Origin of the sequence: Niveibacterium sp. 24ML (genome assembly GCF_026586805.1) — a bacterium.
Lineage (GTDB): Bacteria > Pseudomonadota > Gammaproteobacteria > Burkholderiales > Rhodocyclaceae > Niveibacterium.
This window is the reverse complement of sequence record NZ_JAPFHA010000017.1, coordinates 43,222-56,638: the sequence shown is the minus strand read 5'-3', so window position 1 is coordinate 56,638 and position 13,417 is coordinate 43,222. Positions and strand designations below refer to the sequence as shown.

Genomic DNA, 13,417 nt, shown 5'->3' with positions numbered 1-13,417 from the left:
TATGAACCTCAACCCGTCTGAAATCAGCGATCTCATCAAGAGTCGCATTCAGAACCTGCAACTGGGGGCGACGGCGCGCAACGAAGGCACCGTGGTTTCCGTGACTGACGGTATCTGCCGTGTGCACGGCCTGACCGACGTCATGCAGGGTGAAATGCTCGAGTTCCCGGGCAACACCTTTGGCCTCGCCATGAACCTTGAGCGCGACTTCGTCGGCGCCGTGGTGCTGGGCGAGTACGAGCACATTTCGGAAGGCGACACGGTCAAGTGCACCGGCCGCATTCTGGAAGTGCCGGTTGGCCCGGAACTGATTGGTCGCGTCGTCAACTCGCTCGGCCAACCGATCGATGGCAAGGGCCCGATCAACGCCAAGGAAACCGACAAGATCGAAAAGGTCGCGCCGGGCGTGATCTGGCGTCGTTCGGTGTCGCAGCCGGTGCAGACCGGTTTGAAGTCGATCGACTCGATGGTGCCGATTGGCCGGGGTCAGCGTGAGCTGATCATTGGCGACCGCCAGACTGGTAAGACTGCCGTTGCGGTTGATGCGATCATCAACCAAAAAGGTCAGAACATGATGTGTATCTACGTGGCGGTCGGCCAGAAGGCCTCGACCATCGCCAACGTGGTGCGCAAGCTGACCGAGCACGGTGCGATGGAATACACCATTGTCGTCGCCGCATCCGCATCGGAATCCGCCGCCTTGCAGTTCATTGCGCCGTATGCCGGCTCGACGATGGGTGAGTACTTCCGCGACCGCGGGATGGACGCGCTGGTCGTGTATGACGATCTGACCAAGCAAGCTTGGGCCTATCGCCAGATCTCGCTGCTGCTGCGCCGCCCGCCGGGCCGCGAAGCGTATCCGGGCGACGTGTTCTACCTGCACTCGCGCTTGCTTGAGCGCGCAGCCCGTGTGAACGAAGACTACGTCGAGAAGTTCACCAATGGTGCTGTCAAGGGCAAGACAGGATCGCTGACCGCTCTTCCGGTCATCGAAACCCAAGCGGGTGACGTGTCGGCCTTCGTTCCGACCAACGTGATTTCGATTACCGACGGCCAGATCTTCCTTGAAACCGACTTGTTCAACGCAGGTATCCGCCCCGCAATCAACGCCGGTATCTCGGTGTCGCGCGTCGGTGGTGCAGCGCAGACCAAGGTCATCAAGAAGCTCGGCGGCGGTGTGCGTCTCGCTCTCGCGCAGTACCGCGAACTCGCAGCTTTCGCCCAGTTCGCGTCGGACCTTGATGAAGCAACCCGCAAGCAGCTCGATCGCGGCCGTCTTGTGACCGAATTGATGAAGCAGGCGCAGTACGCACCGCTGTCGGTTGCCGACATGGCCGTGACGCTGTTTGCTGTCAACAAGGGTTACTTCGACGACGTGCCGGTGAATCGTGCGCTCGCGTGCGAAGCTGCCATGCAGCAGCATGTGCGCGCGCAAGTCGCCGATCTCCACGCCAAGATTGAACAGACCAAGGATCTCGACGCCGAAGGCGAGAAGACCCTCGCGGCTGCGATCGAAGCGTTCAAGAAGTCCTGGCAGTAAGGGACGGAGAACGACATGGCGGGCGGAAAGGAAATCCGTAACAAGATCAAGAGCGTGCAGAACACGCGCAAGATCACCAAGGCCATGGAGATGGTTTCGGCCTCCAAGATGCGTCGCGCACAGGAGCGCATGCGTTCGGGTCGCCCTTACGCCCAGAAGATCGGTCGGCTTGCCGCCAATCTTGCGCTTGCCAACGTCACTGACTATCGGCATCCGTTCCTGGCGAAGGTTGAGAACCCGACGAAGGCGGGGCTCATCCTCATCTCTACCGACAAGGGTCTTTGCGGCGGTCTGAACACCAACCTCTTCCGGATGGTGCTCAACCGTCTGAAGGAATGGGAAGAGGGCGGCGTTAAGGACATCCGTGTGACCTGTATCGGGAATCGCGGCTTGGGCTTCATGCAGCGCATGGGTGCGAAGGTCATCTCCCACGTTACGCAGGTGGGCGACGCGCCGCATCTGGAGCGCCTCATCGGCCCCGTCAAGGTGATGATCGACGCGTACCTGTCAGGTCAGGTCGAAGCGGTGTACATCGGCTTCAATCGCTTTGTGAACACCATGAAGCAGGAACCGCGCGTGGTGCAATTGCTCCCACTGACCGGTGAGAGCATGGGCACGCCTGACAGCTCGTGGGACTACATCTACGAGCCGGATGCGCAAGCGGTGATTGACGAGGTGATGCTCCGTCTGGTCGAGGCGGCGGTCTATCAGACAGTTGCCGAGAACATGGCGTCCGAGCAGAGCGCACGGATGGTGGCGATGAAAGCTGCGTCGGACAATGCCGGCAACGTGATCAAGCAATTGCAGCTCGTCTACAACAAGACTCGTCAGGCAGCGATTACGCGCGAGATCTCTGAGATCGTCGGCGGCGCAGCGGCGGTGTAACGGTTTTAATGATTGGGGAAAGACGATGAGTCAAGGAACCATTGTTCAGTGCATCGGCGCGGTGGTGGACGTTCAGTTCCCGCGTGACCAGATGCCCAAGGTCTTCGAGGCGCTCCAGCTGGACGCTTCAGAAGACAACGGTCTGGTCGAGTCCGGCCTGACCCTGGAAGTGCAGCAGCAACTCGGTGATGGCGTTGTCCGCACCATCGCCATGGGTTCGTCTGACGGCCTGCGTCGTGGGATGAAGATCAACGGTCTGGGGACTGCGATTGCAGTGCCGGTCGGCCACGGCACCTTGGGTCGCATCATGGACGTCCTGGGCCGTCCGATCGACGAAGCGGGTCCGATCGCAGGCGACGAGCGTCGCGTGATCCACGCGGCTGCGCCGAAGTTCGACGAGCTGTCGCCGTCGGTTGAGCTGCTCGAAACGGGTATCAAGGTGATTGACTTGATCTGCCCGTTCGCAAAGGGCGGCAAGGTTGGCTTGTTCGGTGGCGCCGGTGTCGGCAAGACCGTGAACATGATGGAGCTGATCAACAACATCGCGAAGCAGCACTCGGGTCTTTCGGTGTTCGCTGGTGTTGGTGAGCGTACCCGCGAGGGCAACGACTTCTATCACGAGATGAAAGAGTCGAACGTTCTCGACAAGGTCGCGATGGTGTTCGGCCAGATGAACGAGCCGCCGGGTAACCGTCTGCGCGTTGCACTGACCGGCCTGACGATGGCCGAGAAGTTCCGCGATGAAGGCCGCGACATCCTGTTGTTCATCGACAACATCTACCGCTTCACGCTGGCCGGTACCGAAGTGTCCGCGCTGCTCGGCCGTATGCCTTCTGCTGTGGGCTATCAGCCGACGCTGGCGGAAGAAATGGGCCGCCTGCAGGAGCGGATCACCTCGACCAAGGTGGGTTCGATCACCTCGATCCAGGCCGTGTATGTGCCTGCGGATGACTTGACCGACCCGTCGCCGGCAACGACCTTCTTGCACCTTGACTCCACCGTCGTGTTGTCGCGCGACATCGCCGCGCTGGGTATCTACCCGGCGGTTGATCCGCTCGATTCGACTTCGCGCCAGCTTGATCCGCTGGTCGTGGGCGAAGAACACTACAACACCGCCCGTGCAGTGCAGGCGACGCTCCAGAAGTACAAGGAATTGCGCGACATCATCGCGATTCTTGGTATGGATGAACTGGCTCCAGAAGACAAGCTTCAGGTTGCGCGTGCTCGCAAGATCCAGCGCTTCCTGTCGCAGCCCTTCCACGTTGCTGAAGTGTTTACCGGCTCGCCGGGCAAGTACGTCACCCTCAAGGAGACGATCAAGGGCTTCAAGATGATCGTCAGCGGCGAGTGTGATGCGCTGCCGGAACAGGCGTTCTACATGGTTGGCGGCATCGAAGAGGCCTTCGAGAAAGCCAAGACCCTGCAGTAATGCGAGATCTGTGACGCGCGGCCCGAGGTCGCGCGTTGCCTCTCGAGCGGAGATACGCAAATGGCAATGACGGTTCATGTCGACGTGGTCAGTACCGAAGAGCAGATCTTCTCGGGCCTGGCTGAGTCGGTTTCGCTTCCGGGTGAAGCTGGCGAATTGGGCATTCTGCCCGGTCACACACCGCTGCTGACTCGCATCCGCCCCGGCGCGGTCCGGCTCAAGCTGCCGAATCAGGAGCAGGATGAGCTGGTTTTCGTTGCGGGCGGCGTGCTCGAAGTTCAACCCGGACTGATCACCGTTCTGGCTGACACGGCAATTCGCGGGCGTGACCTCGATGAAGCCAAGGCGATGGACGCCAAGCGTCAGGCCGAGGAGGCCATGGCGAACCAGGGCTCCAAGCTTGACTACGCACGCGCACAGGCGGAACTCGCCGAAGCGGCAGCGCAGCTGGCGATGATCGAGCGGATGAAGAAGCGCGGTCACTAAGCGCCGTAGGAATTGGCAATACCCGACTCAGGGCAGCGCAAGCTGCCCTGAGTCGTTTCTGTCTTGCGCTTTTGCGCTCCACCCCCGAAATTCCACCGTGTCGGCGGCGCCGGAGGGCCGCATACTTTGCTGATGGCACCTCGCCCGACCAAAGGGCAAACGTTTTCAAGGAAGCGCAGTAATGAGTACGCACCTCACCCCGCCGCGTCCGCGACTTTTCGCCATCACCTGGCCGATCTTCTCTGAGCATCTGCTCCATGCATCGATTGGCCTTCTGTTTGTCTGGCTGACGGCTCGCATCTCTGACGACACCGCGGCGGCCTTCGGGCTATCCAACCAGATCATGGCCTTCTTCATCATCCTGTTCCGGCTTGTCGGGGTGGGCGCAAGCGTGGTGATCACCCAGTACCTTGGCGCGAATGATCGTGCTGGCGCGGAGCGGATCGCTCGCGCGAGCCTTGCGGCCGCGCTCTGGCTGGGCATTGCTTCGGCAGCGCTGGTGGCATTCGGTGCGGGTCCGCTGCTCAGTTTGATGAAATTACCGGAAGCGTTGCGGCCCGAGGCACAGCCTTATCTGGTGATCCTGGGTGTCGTCCTGGCCGTGGATGCGTTGATTGCGACGATGTCATCGGTCCTGCGCGCCTACACCTTCACGCGCGACACCCTGATGTTGATGTTGCTGATGTACGCCATGTCGCTCCTGGCGGGCTTGCCCTTGATGTTTGGCTTTGGCCCGATCCCGAAGCTGGGGCTGGTCGGCATCGGCGTGGGCTACCTGCTCGCCCGCATCGCTTCGCTTGTCTGGCATCTGGTGCTTTGGCGAAAGCGCTTGGCGATCACGCCTGCGGGCCGCGACTGGTGGACCCTGCGACGCGGGGCCTTGGCTGAAATGGCGCACATCGGATTGCCCGGCGCCGGGGAGAACATTGCCTACCGCGTGGCCTTCACCTGGGTGCTGAGCTTCGTTGCGGCGATGGGCGCGACCGAACTCGCCACCCACACCTACATGCTGCAAGTGAGCTACTTCATCCTGCTGACCGGACTGGCGATAGGCTTCGGCACCGAGATCGTTGTCGGGCACCAGATCGGGGCGGGCGATCTCCATGACGCCAATCGGGTCGTCAAGAAGGCGCTCGCCTGGGGGCTGGGTGTCTCGACCTGCGTTGCACTGATTGCCGCCGTGTCCGGCAAGGCGATCTTCGGCTTCTTCTCGGACGACCCGACGATCGTTCAGGTCGGCAGCCAGCTACTTTGGGTGCTGGTTCTGCTCGAACCCGGCCGCTCATTCAATCTGGTCGTCATCAACGCGCTTCGCGCCACCGGCGATGCAAAGTTCCCGGTGGCATTCGGTGTCTTCTCGATGTTTGGCGTTGCCGTCGGCCTGGCCTGGCTGCTTGGCGTCAGTGCGGGATGGGGTTTGCTCGGGATCTGGCTGGCGATGGCTGCCGACGAGTGGGTGCGAGGCATCGCGATGTATATCCGCTGGCGCTGCCTTGCCTGGGTATCGCATGCGCGCGCCACGCGCCGCCGCATCCTTGCCCAGCAACCCTGCTACGCAGAGCCGGTCGAGGCGACTTGAAGCACCTGCCTACAGTGTCGGCAGGTAAAGCGTCTCCTTGACCTCTTCCATCACCACATAGCTGCGGGATTCTGCTGCGGCGGGCAAGCGATTGAGCACGTGGCCCAGAAGCCGGCGGTAGTCGGCCATCTCGGTGATGCGCGCCTTGATCAGGTAGTCGTAATCGCCCGACACAAGGTGGCACTCCATGACCTCGGGCATCCAGGCCAATGCGCGTTTAACCTCGTCGAACAGTTCGCCAGATTTGGACGCGAGGCGGATCTCGACGAATACCAACAGGTTGAAGCCGAGCGCATGGGGGTCGATCCGCGCGTGGTAGCCGGTGATGACTTTCTCGCGTTCGAGCCGCTTGACCCGCTCGGCAACCGGCGTTGTTGAAAGGCCCACCTTCTCGGCCAGTTCGGTCATCGTCATCCGCCCGTCTTGCTGCAGCAGGTCGAGGATTTTCCGGTCGGTTTTATCGAGTTGGCGCATTTTGCTGGAAGCCCTGGGCAATGCGCCGGTATGGCGCGTTGAATCCACTCTAATGCACCAAAAAGCAGGTGAAAAGCACTGGTCCAGCCTCAATAGACTTTCGCCATCAACGAACTTCCTGCGAGACGGGCTATGAAAGTACTAGTTCTGGGTGGTGGTGTCATCGGCGTGACGACCGCCTACTACCTTGCCCGCGGTGGCGCCGAGGTCACGGTGATCGATCGTCAGCCCGGCGTAGCACTCGAAACGAGCTTTGCCAATGCTGGCCAGGTTTCGCCGGGCTACTCCACGCCCTGGGCGGCGCCTGGCATCCCGTTCAAGGCAATGAAGTGGTTGTTCCAGAAGCACGCGCCGCTCGCCATCCGGCCCGACGGCAGCCTGTTCCAGCTGCGTTGGATGCTGCAGATGCTGGCCAACTGCACATCTTCCCGCTACGCGGAAAACAAGTCGCGGATGATGCGGCTGGCGGAATACTCGCGCGATTGTCTGCGCGACATGCGCGACGAGATCGGAATCAGCTACGAGGCGCGCACCCGCGGCACCTTGCAGCTCTTCCGTTCCCAGGCACAGCTTGATGCCGCAGAGCGCGACGTGGCCGTGCTGCGCGAACTGGGGGTTGCGCACGAGTTGCTCGCTGCGTCGGAACTCGCGCGGGTCGAACCGGCGCTGGCGAAGGCGGCTCATCGTCTGAGCGGCGGCCTGCGTCTGCCCAAGGACGAAACCGGTGACTGCCAACGCTTCACCATGGCCCTTGCTGCCGAGGCGGAACGCCTTGGCGTGCGTTTCCGCCTCGGCGAAACGCTCGACGGCATCGAGGCACACGGTGGGCGAATCGAGGCCGTGCAAGTCGGGGGCGAGCGGCTCAGCGCAGATCGCTACGTGCTGGCGGCCGGCAGCTACTCGCGGGGTTTGGCCAAGGCGCTGGGCCTTGATCTGCCGGTCTATCCGGTCAAGGGTTACTCACTTACGGCGCCTCTGTTGGACGCCGAGTGTGCGCCGACATCAACGGTGCTCGACGAAACCTACAAGATCGCGATCACCCGTTTTGACCAACGCATTCGTGTAGGCGGTATGGCTGAGTTGGCCGGTTTCGATCTGCGCCTGAATCCGCGCCGCCGTGCAACCCTGGAGATGGTCACCCATGATCTCTTTCCGGGCGGCGGCGATCTTCCCAAGGCGGAGTTCTGGACCGGCCTGCGCCCGATGACGCCGGACGGCACGCCCATTGTTGGTGGCACTGCGCTGAGCAATCTCTTCATCAACACGGGCCACGGCACCTTGGGTTGGACGATGGCTTGCGGTTCGGGCCATGTGCTTGCCGATCTGGTGCTGGGCCGCACGCCGGCTATCCGCTGCGACGACCTGTCGCTTGCCCGCTACCAGGGCGGGGCCAGCGGCTGGCAACTCAAGCCGGGTGCGGTCAGCGCCTGAGCCGCCGCTTGGCCGATGCGCATGCCCCATGCTGGAGGGCGCGACGGCCTTGCCTTGCGCGGTAGCACATTGATCGCCGTGGGCGCTTGAGGGCGCCCGCGCCCGCCGCCTCGGCATGTCAGGCGAGGTGCGCGCCCCGGATCTGCGGCACTGCGACCCCGCAGTATCTTTCCCCCTCGGCGGGAGGATGCATTACGCCGCGGGTTGCGCCGTGATCCCCAAGGTCTTCTTCGAAACAGCCGACAGACCCTGAGTCCGCAGCGGCTGGCGCCTGTCGGCGTGCCTCGTGAACCACGCCCTGGCGCGATGGCACCCGATCAGTGCCTGGGAGTTACTTTCACGACATCGCATCGCCCGTCTCCTGTGTGAGGGACCGACGATCGCTATCCGAATTCCATTCAGCGCCGCTCGAGCAGCTGCCGAAGCGCGCTGCCAATTGATCCAGCGCATCTTTCGCGCGGCTTGCAGACTGCCTTGGCATGGTGTTTGCGAAACACACCAGGGGGAGCCGGAATACGTAGATTCCGAGCCATGCCGTGCGCCACCGTGGGGCATAATGCCCGGCGCCTTGCCGCTTTGAGTACCATTGCGTCGCACGGATACGTAAGGCCCTCCGGCTTGTTCCGGAATGTGTCCGCCGTATGCGCAGCCCCTTGCTACGAATACGTGCAGACGTACCCGTTTGTGTTTCACGCTCAATCCAGATCGTTGTCTCAACAGGAGAACGCACTCATGAAGCAGACCGTAATTGCCCTCGCATTGCTCGGCCTCGGCATCTCTGCCGCCCAGGCACAAGAAGTGATCAAGATTGGCCACGTCGGCCCGCTGACCGGCAACATTGCCCACCTCGGTAAGGACAACGAAAACGGCGCCAAGCTCGCCGTTGAGGAATACAACGCCAAGGGCATCAAGATCGGTGGCAAGGCGGTCAAGTTCGAGCTGATCGGCGAAGACGATGCGGCTGACCCGAAGACTGGCACCACGGTGGCGCAGCGCCTGGTGGATGCCGGCGTCAAGGGTGTGGTGGGTCACTTGAACTCGGGCACCACGATCCCGGCTTCGCGGATTTACGATCAGGCCGGCATTCCGGTGATCACCCCGTCGGCCACCAACCCGAAGCTCACGCAGCAGGGCTACAAAGCGGTCTTCCGCACGATCGCCAACGACGTGCAGCAAGGCGCGGTGATCGGCAAGTACTCGGCACAGAAACTGGGCAAGAAGGTTGCGATCATTGATGACCGCACCGCTTACGGTCAGGGTCTCGCCGATGAAGTGGACAAGGGCGTGAAGGCCGGTGGTGGACAGGTGGTTGCACGTGAATTCACGAACAACCAGGCCACCGACTTCATGGCGATCCTCACCAAGATCAAAGCCACGAACCCGGACGTCATCGTCTACTCCGGCATGGACGCCCAGGGCGGCCCGATGCTCAAGCAGCTCAAGCAACTGGGTATCAACGCCAAGTGGATCACCGGCGACGGCGGCTGCACCGGCGAGATCATCAAGCTCGCAGGCGATGCAATCAACGCCAACACCTACTGCACCCAGGCTGGTTTGCCGCTTGACCAGATGCCGGGCGGCAAGGACTTCAAGGAGCGCTTCAAGAAGAAGTTCGGCGCCGACGTGCAGATCTACGCGCCTTACGCCTACGACGCTGCTGCGGCGATCATCGAGGCAATGAAGAAGGCTAACTCGTCCGATCCTGCGAAGTACCTGGCTGCGCTCAAGAGCAGCAACTTCAAGGGCGTGACCGGTGTGGTTGCGTTCGACGACAAGGGCGACATCAAGGCCGGTTCCGTGACGGTCTATCAGTTCGAGAACGGTGCCTGGAAGGCGCTGAAGAACTGATCTGCTCAAGGCGCGCGCCGGCCGGCGCGCGCTGCACGCGGATTGACCCCGCAAGGGGTTTGAGGCTTGCGACCCAGACGGGCGCAAGCCTTTCCTGAACGGGGGCCGATCGCCCCTTCCGCGAGGATTCCTATCGTGATGCAAACGCTGCTTCAACAAATCGTGAACGGGCTGGTCGTCGGCAGTGTGTATGCCGTCGTCGCGCTCGGCTACACGATGGTCTACGGCATTCTTGGCCTGATCAATTTCGCCCATGGCGAAGTGCTGATGGTCGGCGCGCTGGTCGCGCTGTCGGCGATCACCTTCTTCCAGTCCGTGCTGCCCGACCTGCATCCGATTGCGTACTTCGTGATGGGGCTGCTGGTGGCGATGCCGGTGTGCATGGCAGTGGGCTACACGATCGAGCGCACCGCCTACCGGCGCCTGCGCAATGCGCCGCGGCTCGCACCGCTGATCACCGCAATTGGCGTCTCCTTCCTGTTGCAGACGCTGGCCATGATCATCTGGGGCCGCAACTACCACAGCTTCCCGCAACTGATTCAGACCGCGCCGATCGAGATCGTCGCGGGCGTGTTCATGACGCCGGTGCAAATGACTACCGTCGGCGTGTCGGCCGCCATGATGATCGGCCTCGTGATTCTCGTGACGCGCACCAACATGGGCCGCGCGATGCGGGCGACGGCCGAAAACCACCGCGTCGCCAGCCTGATGGGCGTGGACACCAACCGCATCATCGCGCTCACCTTCATCATCGGTTCGGCCCTCGCGGCGGTGGCCGGTGTGATGATCGCCTCCAACTACGGCGTGGCGCACTATTCGATGGGCTTCCTGCCGGGGCTCAAGGCCTTCACCGCGGCGGTGCTGGGCGGTATCGGCAACCTTGCCGGCGCCATGGTCGGTGGCATCGTGCTCGGCTTGGTCGAAGCCATCGGGGCCGGCTATATCGAAACCTGGACGGGCGGCTGGCTCAACTCAAGCTATCAGGACATCTTCGCCTTCCTGATCCTCGGCATCGTGCTGATCTTCCGCCCCACCGGCCTGCTCGGCGAGCGGGTTGCGGACCGCGCCTGAGGCATCGACGACCATGAACAACATCTCTCAAGCGATCCCCTTCCTCGGCTCGCGCAACCCCAAGGCCGCGTTGATCACGCTGGTCGTCCTGGTGCTGACCGCGCCGCTGTTCGCGGGCCTGTTCGGCAACACCTGGGTGCGGATTCTCGACTTTGCCCTGCTCTACATCCTGCTGGCGATTGGCCTGAACCTGGTGGTCGGCTTCGCCGGTCTGCTCGATCTGGGTTACATCGCTTTCTATGCCGTGGGGGCCTACACCTGGGCCTTCCTTGCTTCACCGCATTTCGGGCTGCATCTGCCGTTTTATGTGGTGCTGCCTGTGGGCGCGGCCTTTGCGGCCCTGGCCGGCATCGCGCTGGGCTTCCCGACCCTGCGATTGCGCGGTGACTACCTGGCGATCGTGACACTCGGTTTTGGCGAGATCATCCGCATCTTCATGAACAACCTGACCCACCCGGTCAATATCACCAACGGCCCGCAGGGGATCGACCAGATCGACGGCATGACCATCCCGCTGGTGGGGCTGGAGCTCAACCGCGGCCTGCAGGTGACCGATGATTTCAAGATCTCCAGCCTGTTCCTGTACTACTACGTCTTCCTCGCCTTCGTCGTGCTCGCGGTGATTCTGGTCAAACGCCTGCAGGTGTCGCGCATCGGGCGGGCGTGGGCCGCGATCCGCGATGACGAACTGGCCGCCAAGGCGATCGGCATCAACACGCGCAACCTCAAGCTGCTTGCCTTTGCGATGGGCGCAACCTTTGGCGGCGTCGCGGGCGGCCTGTTCGGTGCCTTCCAGGGTTTCGTCAGCCCGGAGAGTTTCACGCTGATGGAGTCGATCGCGATCCTCACGATGATCGTCTTTGGTGGCATGGGCAATCTGGCCGGTGTGATCGTCGGTGCGCTGGCCTTGTCCTTCCTGCCTGAAGTGCTGCGCCACATTGCGCTGCCGATCCAGCAGGCGCTCTTCGGCAAGGTCTACCTCGATCCTGAAGTCCTCCGCATGCTGCTGCTTTCGCTGGCCATGATCCTGATGATGCTGATGAAGCCGGCCGGCCTGATCCCGGCCCAGTCGCGCTACTCGCGCGCTGACCTGCTTGGTGACAAGGAGGCACGCCATGATCAAGCTGCTTGAGGCGCGTGGCATCGGCAAGCGCTTCGGTGGCTTGCGTGCGCTCACCGAAGTCTCGCTGACGATCAACAAGGGCGAGGTGTATGGCCTGATCGGCCCGAACGGCGCCGGCAAGACCACCTTCTTCAACGTGCTCACCGGCGCTTACACGCCCGAGGACGGCGAGTTCGTCTTCAACGGCTCGGAGCTGCCGCTGGGCAAGCCCGATCGCATCGTGAACCGCGGCATCGCGCGCACCTTCCAGAACATCCGCCTCTTCCGCGAAATGACGGCACTCGAAAACGTCATGGCCGGGCATTTCATCCGCACCAAGACTGGCCTGCTCGGTGTACTGCTGCAGACGCGTCACACGCGTGAGGAAGAAAAGCTCACCACCGAGCGCGCCTACGAACTGCTCAAGTATGTGGGCATCGAACGACATGCGCGGACGCTGTCGCGCAATCTTTCGTATGGCGACCAGCGCCGTCTTGAGATTGCGCGCGCGCTGGCGACGGAACCGCGCCTGCTGGCGCTCGACGAGCCGGCGGCGGGCATGAACGCCACCGAAACCAGCCAGTTGCGGACCCTGATCGAAACCATTCGCAGCGACGGCACAACCGTTCTGCTGATCGAGCACGACGTAAAGCTGGTGATGGGCCTCTGCGACCGCGTCGCGGTGCTCGATTTCGGCAAGAAGATCGCCGAAGACGTGCCGGCTGAAGTGCAGCGCAATCCTGCGGTGATCGAAGCCTACCTTGGAGGGGCGCACCATGCCGCACACTAATCCGGCATCGCCAATTCTGCAGTTGCGCGGCGCTCAGGTGGCCTACGGGCAGATCCAGGCGGTCAAGGGTGTTGATCTGGACCTGTTCGCGGGCGAGCTGGTCTCACTGATCGGTGCCAACGGCGCGGGCAAGACCACCACGCTCAATGCCATCGCGGGCACGCTGCAGTTGTCCGGCGGCAGCATGAGCTATGGCGGAGATTCGATTGCCGGCCTGCCGGCGCACAAGCGTTTGCGTGCGGGCATTGCGCTGGTCCCCGAGGGCCGCGGCATCTTCACCCGCCTCACCGTCGAAGAAAACCTGCGGATGGGCGCCTACACGCGCAAGGACAAGGCTGAAATCGAAGCCGACATGCAGCGCGTTTACGAACTCCTGCCGCGCGTGAAAGAACGGCTGCAACAGGTGGCCGGCACGCTTTCTGGCGGTGAGCAGCAGATGGTGGCGATTGGCCGCGCCTTGCTGTCGCGCCCGAAACTGCTGTTGCTTGACGAGCCTTCGATGGGGCTAGCGCCGCTTATCGTCGAGAAGATTTTCGAAGTGATCCACACCGTGATGAAGCAGGGCGTGACGGTGCTGCTGGTGGAGCAGAACGCCAACCTGGCGCTGGGCTACTCCAACCGCGCTTATGTGATGGATGGCGGCAAGATCACGATTTCAGGCAGTGGGCAGGAGCTCCTGCACGACCCCAAGGTGCGCGAGGCCTATCTGGGCGAGATTGCCTGAGCTGCGCCGACCAAAAAAAGAAAGCCGCCCAAGGGCGGCTTTCTTTTTGCGCAGAGAA

General features: G+C 62.4%; 12 protein-coding genes. 11 read left to right on the top strand and 1 reads right to left on the bottom strand.

Features of this window, described 5'->3' with window-relative positions; translation table 11 throughout:
- The first annotated feature begins 1 nt into the window (after nucleotide 1).
- The 5 genes from atpA to OPU71_RS14515 all read left to right on the top strand — a co-directional run bounded on the left by atpA (nucleotide 2) and on the right by OPU71_RS14515 (nucleotide 5,919).
- On the top strand, nucleotides 2-1,540 hold the full coding sequence (gene atpA / locus OPU71_RS14535; RefSeq protein WP_267728734.1) for a F0F1 ATP synthase subunit alpha: 1,539 nt from the start codon (nucleotides 2-4) through the stop codon (nucleotides 1,538-1,540).
- A gap of 15 nt (nucleotides 1,541-1,555) precedes the next feature.
- Complete coding sequence (gene atpG, locus OPU71_RS14530; RefSeq protein ID WP_267728733.1) at nucleotides 1,556-2,425, top strand: F0F1 ATP synthase subunit gamma; 870 nt, start codon at nucleotides 1,556-1,558, stop codon at nucleotides 2,423-2,425.
- 25 nt (nucleotides 2,426-2,450) lie between these two features.
- Complete coding sequence (atpD, locus tag OPU71_RS14525; protein ID WP_267728732.1) at nucleotides 2,451-3,854, top strand: F0F1 ATP synthase subunit beta; 1,404 nt, start codon at nucleotides 2,451-2,453, stop codon at nucleotides 3,852-3,854.
- 60 nt (nucleotides 3,855-3,914) lie between these two features.
- A complete protein-coding gene (locus OPU71_RS14520) occupies nucleotides 3,915-4,340 on the top strand; it encodes a F0F1 ATP synthase subunit epsilon (RefSeq protein ID WP_267728731.1) in 426 nt (141 codons plus the stop codon).
- Nucleotides 4,341-4,521: 181 nt separating this feature from the next.
- Nucleotides 4,522-5,919, top strand: a complete 1,398-nt coding sequence (locus OPU71_RS14515; protein WP_267728730.1) for an MATE family efflux transporter — start codon at nucleotides 4,522-4,524, stop codon at nucleotides 5,917-5,919.
- 9 nt (nucleotides 5,920-5,928) lie between these two features.
- On the opposite strand, the gene OPU71_RS14510 is transcribed toward OPU71_RS14515, so the two are convergent.
- Nucleotides 5,929-6,393, bottom strand: a complete 465-nt coding sequence (locus OPU71_RS14510) for an Lrp/AsnC ligand binding domain-containing protein (RefSeq protein WP_267728729.1) — start codon at nucleotides 6,391-6,393, stop codon at nucleotides 5,929-5,931.
- A gap of 132 nt (nucleotides 6,394-6,525) precedes the next feature.
- On the opposite strand from OPU71_RS14510, the gene OPU71_RS14505 reads away from it, so the two are divergent.
- The 6 genes from OPU71_RS14505 (at nucleotide 6,526) to OPU71_RS14480 (ending at nucleotide 13,359) form a co-directional block, all read left to right on the top strand.
- The gene (locus OPU71_RS14505) at nucleotides 6,526-7,824 is read left to right on the top strand and encodes a D-amino acid dehydrogenase (RefSeq protein ID WP_267728728.1); all 1,299 of its coding nucleotides are present in this window, start codon (nucleotides 6,526-6,528) and stop codon (nucleotides 7,822-7,824) included.
- Between the two features lie 732 nt (nucleotides 7,825-8,556).
- The gene (locus tag OPU71_RS14500; protein WP_267728727.1) at nucleotides 8,557-9,672 is read left to right on the top strand and encodes a branched-chain amino acid ABC transporter substrate-binding protein; all 1,116 of its coding nucleotides are present in this window, start codon (nucleotides 8,557-8,559) and stop codon (nucleotides 9,670-9,672) included.
- Nucleotides 9,673-9,810: 138 nt separating this feature from the next.
- Nucleotides 9,811-10,743 carry a branched-chain amino acid ABC transporter permease gene (locus tag OPU71_RS14495; protein ID WP_267728726.1) on the top strand — a complete coding sequence of 311 codons (933 nt, stop codon included), beginning with the start codon at nucleotides 9,811-9,813 and terminating at the stop codon, nucleotides 10,741-10,743.
- 13 nt (nucleotides 10,744-10,756) lie between these two features.
- On the top strand, nucleotides 10,757-11,875 hold the full coding sequence (locus OPU71_RS14490) for an ABC transporter permease subunit (protein WP_267728725.1): 1,119 nt from the start codon (nucleotides 10,757-10,759) through the stop codon (nucleotides 11,873-11,875).
- Nucleotides 11,859-12,635, top strand: a complete 777-nt coding sequence (locus tag OPU71_RS14485; RefSeq protein WP_267728724.1) for an ABC transporter ATP-binding protein — start codon at nucleotides 11,859-11,861, stop codon at nucleotides 12,633-12,635. The genes OPU71_RS14490 and OPU71_RS14485 overlap by 17 nt, the downstream gene beginning before the upstream one ends.
- Entirely contained in the window at nucleotides 12,622-13,359 is a 738-nt protein-coding gene (locus tag OPU71_RS14480) for an ABC transporter ATP-binding protein (RefSeq protein WP_267728723.1), read from the top strand. Before OPU71_RS14485 ends, OPU71_RS14480 begins: the two co-directional genes overlap by 14 nt.
- Nucleotides 13,360-13,417 lie beyond the last annotated feature (58 nt).